Source organism: Commensalibacter communis (genome assembly GCF_947179105.1).
GTDB lineage: Bacteria > Pseudomonadota > Alphaproteobacteria > Acetobacterales > Acetobacteraceae > Commensalibacter > Commensalibacter communis.
This window is the reverse complement of record NZ_CAMXCK010000015.1, coordinates 1-5875: the sequence shown is the minus strand read 5'-3', so window position 1 is coordinate 5875 and position 5875 is coordinate 1. Positions and strand designations below refer to the sequence as shown.

Below are 5875 nucleotides of genomic sequence, written 5' to 3'. Positions count from 1 at the left end.
CGACCCAGATCAACAAGCAAAAGCTGAAATTATACCAGGTGAAAATGGTAATAATATTTTAAATCTTGGTTTAGTTAAAGGTGATAAAGGGCAAAATGGAAAAAATGGTCAGAACGGTCAAGATGGTAAGAGCTACATCAACGATGGTTCTCAAGTTCTAAATGTTAGAGGTCTTCAAATAGCAAATATACAGAGCATTAATGTCGATGATGTCCCTGAAAATACAATTTGTCTTAATGAAGATAGCAAACAACTTGTGATTAGAAAAAATAATTCGTGGAAAGTATTGAATATGAACAACTTTGAAGTAGAAACAACTTATAATAACAACAACGGTGTGTTACCAATTAATTTTGCAATTGACAATTTTACCCCAAGCAGTAATGCAAAATCAACAGCTGAGGGCTTAACTACAGGCTATTTAAGTCCAGATACCAGCAAATCTTTATTAACCCCCATGAATACCTTGATTAGAGTAGATTTCAAAATTGCATCAAGTGATACAACAGATAGTGATTATTTTATTGTTGGGTATGAAAATTCTTTAAATATTCGCATTAATCCAGGGAAAAAATTTGTATCTGTTTATTCTGGTAATAATAAGTCTTATGAAATGGATTATACTGCTTTTGGTATTAATCTACATGACAACAAATTTCATACTGCTTATTTTCTGTTAAATTGCGGATACAAAGGACTGACAGCTTATGCTATTGACGGTCATTATTTTAATAGAAGTTCCGCACAAACATTTTTATATATGTCAAGTTTAAGGATAAGAGGAACATCAACTATTTCTGTTCCTGAAAATGCGATGATTGTTTGTAATATTGGATTATCTTCAATATTGCCGTCACTAAAAAATAATCAAGCTGTCTCCTCGGATTTTACATCATTTGAGGGGTATTATAGTTGTAAAAACAACTCTTTTACGAATCAAAATTCAACAAATGGTATTCTATTGAAACCTTTTAGCAATTATGATTGTTTTAATTCTATTCAACCGTACTATATCGGTGACAATCAGGCATTTTTTAATGAAGACGGTTGTTATAAAGGTTCTGTAGCAATTAATGCGCCTTATATGTTTGATAGCTTCACATTTGAATGTTATTTTAAATACGATAGTACCTACGATACTCTTTACTCTATGCGTAGAAGCATCGTTGGGAACATGGAAACTTATTATAGTATAGGGTTACAAGCCGGAACGGTAAATAAGTTTACGTTTAAGGACTATGTCGCAAAAACAGAAATTACATTAGTAGAAGAATTGGAAAAAGACAAATGGCATACTTTATCGATCTCTTGTTTTAATAAACAAGCTTATATTTTTATTGATGGTATTTTAACCGGTGTTGTTCCTTTTGCTTTTTATTGGAATAATATTTTTCTAAGAGCTTGCAAGTCGGACAATTATGTTTCTCCAGAGAAAGCACTATACATTAAATATGTATCTTTCACGATTGGAGAGGCTAAATATTTCAATCATTATGATTCCTCTTTAACACCAACATCTCCGTCAAATAACAACAGTTACTTTTATCCCTTGATAGATGGGCGAGTGGCGAATGAAAATACTCATTCACCATTGGTACAAATCGATTTAAATGAAGGGGATAGTTTTGATCTACACAACGTACCATTAGGCGAAACCTCTGGTGGTTTCATGAATTTGATCCCTATACATTATACATATAGTAATAAACCTTTAGTTTTTAATACAAAAAATACCCATATATTTATTAAAAACATAACCGGCAATCCTCTAAAAGGAACGGTTTAATATGTACATTTATCCTTCGAATGGGAATCTTTATTTTTCAAAAGGAACGTGGAAAATAGAAAGTAATATAGCGACTTGTTATAATTCAGGGGCTAATTTTTGTTTTACAACGGATGCGTTTGTAAAAGGTAATAAAAATATTATTCTTAACTTTGATATGCCTAATGTTACAAAAGGGTATGCGCCCATTTTAGCGTGGCGTATTAATGGTTTGATGTGGCAATACGCGCATATTACTAATCAAATGATTATTACTTTGCCTGCATCACAAAATGATGCGACCGAATCTCCTGTCATGAACGGAATTGCTAATCACTATGTAGAAATTTGGGTTAGAACTATATCATTACAAAAGCCAAGATGGACTTGGAACGGCCAAGTTAATAATAATATTGTAACTTTGAACTCTCTTGAAATTGCTGATAATGCAAAATTATTTGAGACAACTTTAAATGATATAACAATGTTATCAATAGGCGCTTCTTTTACGGAAGGTTACGGGACAGTTGGTACAGAGCATGCCGATTTTAAATCAAATGATGTGACCTGTTGTTGGGGAGTGTTGCTGGGAAATGCGTTAGGGTTCAATGTCGCGACTTCTGGTTATGCAGGCAGTGGTTTTTTTGCACATGGAAATGGCAATTCTCCTCCCGTTGGGATTGCATATAAGTATATGGATAATGGGATTCCTAGGGATTATACAGGGATTGACATTGCTGCTTTTAATATCGGAGCGAATGATAGTGGAGTAACATCAACGGACTTTATTGCTGCAGCGATTCAAATGATTGATGATTTACGCAAGCATTATCCTAATATGATTTTATTATTTACGACACCTTTTTGGGGACAGCACCAAACTGACTGGTTAAAGATAGCAGATATTTATAAAGAGGATAAAAAGATTATTTATCTAAATACTGTATACCCGCAATTATCGGGGCATCCTACAATTACGAATTATAAGCAATATATTCTGCCAGATTTGATTAAACAGGCTAGAAATGCATTATTCAATACGAATATTTGGGGCGGATCTCAAGAGATTATCAAGGTTCAATCTCCAATTATGAATCAAAATGTTAATATAAAGGTTGATAACCTTTGTAAAAATATAACGATAAAGCGAGTGTAATCACAATATATAAGGCATAAAACGGGGCGCGATAGCGTCTTTTTTTATGCCTTTTTTATAAAGAGGAAGAGAGATGGATAATGACTTAATAGTGCAATGTTTTCAATATTTACTGGGTATAATTCCGGGGGACGTTGCGGGGAATATTGTTGCGGTTGTGACGGCGATGGTGACCATTTGAACGTTGATTGTGCGATTTTCGAAAATGCCAGACCAAGCCAGTCAATCATATAAATTATCGAAACTGATTTACATATTAGCATCGTTTAAGACGCCGTCTGTTACAAAAGTGGAGGCTAAAGATGGTCAGAAGATTAATTAGTTCGATGAAAGCACACGATCATTGGTTTGCCGAGTGGTGGAGTTCAGTTTTGTTGATGGTTGTTGGAATATATGGGTTGTGTATTTCCAATAGTTTTATTATTCAACGATCTTTTATTGATGGATTTTTAAAAGTATTGCCCTTTGATGTATGGCAATGGCTGTTTATCGCATTTGGCTTATTTCAATTTATCGCTTTGCGCTGTGAAAGCATGATCGGTAGGGGTATTGCTTCTTTTTTAGCATCTTCAATTCTGATATGGGGATTTTTAAACATCTTGATTTATGGACGATGGCATTTTAGCTTGGTCGCATGGGGCGTTTTTGCAGCAGTTAATCTCTATGCTCAGTTAAGAATTGTAAGGGGGATAGAGAAACACTATGAACTTCTTTGAAATCCTGCGCTGGTGGTGGGAAAGCAACGCCGAATGGATCAAGATCCATGACCCTTGGGTTATTCCAATCATTGCAATCAGTATTCCGTTATCGTTGGTAATCCGTGCAATATGCGTGCTGATTAAGGTGTGGCGGGGGAAGTGAATAGTTTATAGTTAAATTAATTACGTAAATATAACATAAGTAGAATAAATTATATTATTTTTTCTTTTTTTTTTCAATATTTGTATATGATAATTATTTATATATAGTATTAATTATAGGTGCAATATGAATAATTTCCTAAAAAGAAGCGTTATTTATGGAACAGGCGATGATTTCTATATAAATAATACAAGTGATGATGACGATATTTATGGTGTAGCAGGAACCAATAAATTTCTTTTCATGGGACAAACTGGTCACGATACTGTTTATCTTTATAAAGAATCACCAACAGATATCAATACCGCAATGTTTGTTGATCCCAATGAACTATTTTCTTCTTATACTATTTCAGGAAGTGATTTAACCATTGGTTACAGTGGATTTTCTTATGAAAATGGACCCTATGGTGGGCCGACGTTAAATGACAATACCATCACGATCAAAGATTTTTTTTTAGGTAAACAATTTGATGCATATGAATCTATGATTGGTTGGGTTTTTACTAATGCTGAAATGTTAGCATATGGAAATAAAAGTGCTGAGGGCCACTCTGATTTAGTAACTGTTGACAAGCATGATACTGTTCTGACGAGTAAGGATAAGGATCTGTGGATTTTTGGAAATTCTGATAATAAATATATTATTGGTGGATCAGATAATGAGACAATTGTGTCGGGTAGTGGAAATCATTTGATTATCGGTGGTGCTGGTGATGATACTTTAATTGCATCAAACGGAACATCTAACCGTTTTTTGTTTTCTAAAGGTGATGGAAATGACACTCTCGTATCTGTTACCGATCCTAATTTGATTATAAAAGAACAGAATACTGTACAGTTTTTAGATGTCAGCAGTACTGATATTTTCTCTGTCAGACTTGAAGAAAAAGATCAAATCGGTGGACGAACAAGTCAAAATGTTAAAAAGACAAGTCTGAAAATTCAATATAGTGATCATGATAGTCTGACAGTATCTACAGATCTATATTCTACTAGTTTCTATGAAGGTTTCTCTTACCAATTTAAAGATAAAACGCTATCAGCTAAAGAATTGCTGGATCAGTTTTCAGGGAAAAATACAACAGGTATTGGATCACCTAGCAGCACAATAAAGCCAGCAACGTTATCCGATAATAACCAATTTACTGACTCTATTATTAATGATTTTATTAGGAATGACAAAAACATAAAGGAGCCTACATCAATTCACGATCAAAATATGTACGATGTCAATAAACAAAATGTACCAACATTTAATGATCTTATGGCTACACTAGGAGAAAATCCCTCACAAATTCACAGCAATATTTTTGCCAGATACGCAGCAGATTTATATTAAACTAAATAATTTTAATTACAGGCAGGTTATTTGAATAGGTCGTATATTGTTTATTAATGAACTCTCGTTTGAGGTCTCATGAATCTTTTTTATTTATACCGCCAAAAGATACAGTATGACGACCTGTTTTCTTATTGATTTTATTCAACGTTTGTATAAGTGTTTCGTTGCGAGCTTTGGTGTCCTCGTTTTCAGCATTGCTAAAGAAATCGAGCTGGCGTTTGTCTTTATCAACAAGGTCTAACATCATCACGCCTACTTTGTGATAGAAAATCCTCTTTAAATATGTGTTTTATCCAATATTCACAGCTTCGATGATCTGACGTGTATCGTCCGACGGATAGAGTGGGGAATGACGATTGATGGATAATATTGGGGTTGATGTTCATGGGATCTATTTGTTCTTAGAAAGACCAATACTGCTCGAGCTAATGAGTTTTGGGAAGATAGTTTTTCTGCACCACGACTAGCATGAACGCGAAGGGCTTCTTGAACTTCGAACAACTCTTTGGTTAGCTTGCCAAAACTTCTAGATGTCATAATGTTTTTTTTAGGAGTATCCATAAAATCAAGTTCTATACAGGATGTTCCTTGAAGTTCCAAAACGGTGCGCTCTAATATGACAGAAAATGTTTTTCCTAAATGATTGGCGTTACTACTCCTCAGCTCCCATGCGGTTTGGATGCCAATCGCGTTGAGTTTAGTGGAAAGTTTACGTCCAACACCTCAGATCTCTTCGATTGGGAATTGTT

6 protein-coding genes are annotated in these 5875 nt (G+C 34.3%); 4 read left to right on the top strand and 2 right to left on the bottom strand.

The window, feature by feature from the left end; all coding sequences use genetic code 11:
- The 4 genes from PQG52_RS11265 to PQG52_RS11250 all read left to right on the top strand — a co-directional run.
- Positions 1-1786: hypothetical protein (locus PQG52_RS11265; RefSeq protein ID WP_271829579.1), on the top strand; the 1786-nt coding region annotated here is incomplete at its 5' end.
- A 1-nt stretch (position 1787) separates the two neighbouring features.
- On the top strand, positions 1788-2921 hold the full coding sequence (locus tag PQG52_RS11260; protein ID WP_271829578.1) for an SGNH/GDSL hydrolase family protein: 1134 nt from the start codon (positions 1788-1790) through the stop codon (positions 2919-2921).
- 302 nt (positions 2922-3223) lie between these two features.
- Complete coding sequence (locus PQG52_RS11255; protein WP_271829576.1) at positions 3224-3637, top strand: hypothetical protein; 414 nt, start codon at positions 3224-3226, stop codon at positions 3635-3637.
- A 271-nt stretch (positions 3638-3908) separates the two neighbouring features.
- Complete coding sequence (locus tag PQG52_RS11250) at positions 3909-5123, top strand: calcium-binding protein (RefSeq protein WP_271829575.1); 1215 nt, start codon at positions 3909-3911, stop codon at positions 5121-5123.
- A gap of 76 nt (positions 5124-5199) precedes the next feature.
- On the opposite strand, the gene PQG52_RS11245 is transcribed toward PQG52_RS11250, so the two are convergent.
- Both PQG52_RS11245 and PQG52_RS11240 read right to left on the bottom strand, forming a co-directional pair.
- The gene (locus PQG52_RS11245) at positions 5200-5373 is read right to left on the bottom strand and encodes a hypothetical protein (RefSeq protein WP_271829574.1); all 174 of its coding nucleotides are present in this window, start codon (positions 5371-5373) and stop codon (positions 5200-5202) included.
- Positions 5374-5426: 53 nt separating this feature from the next.
- Positions 5427-5687: a DinB/UmuC family translesion DNA polymerase gene (locus tag PQG52_RS11240; RefSeq protein WP_271829573.1), complete on the bottom strand. Its 261-nt coding sequence runs from the start codon at positions 5685-5687 to the stop codon at positions 5427-5429.
- Between the last annotated feature and the right edge of the window lie 188 nt (positions 5688-5875).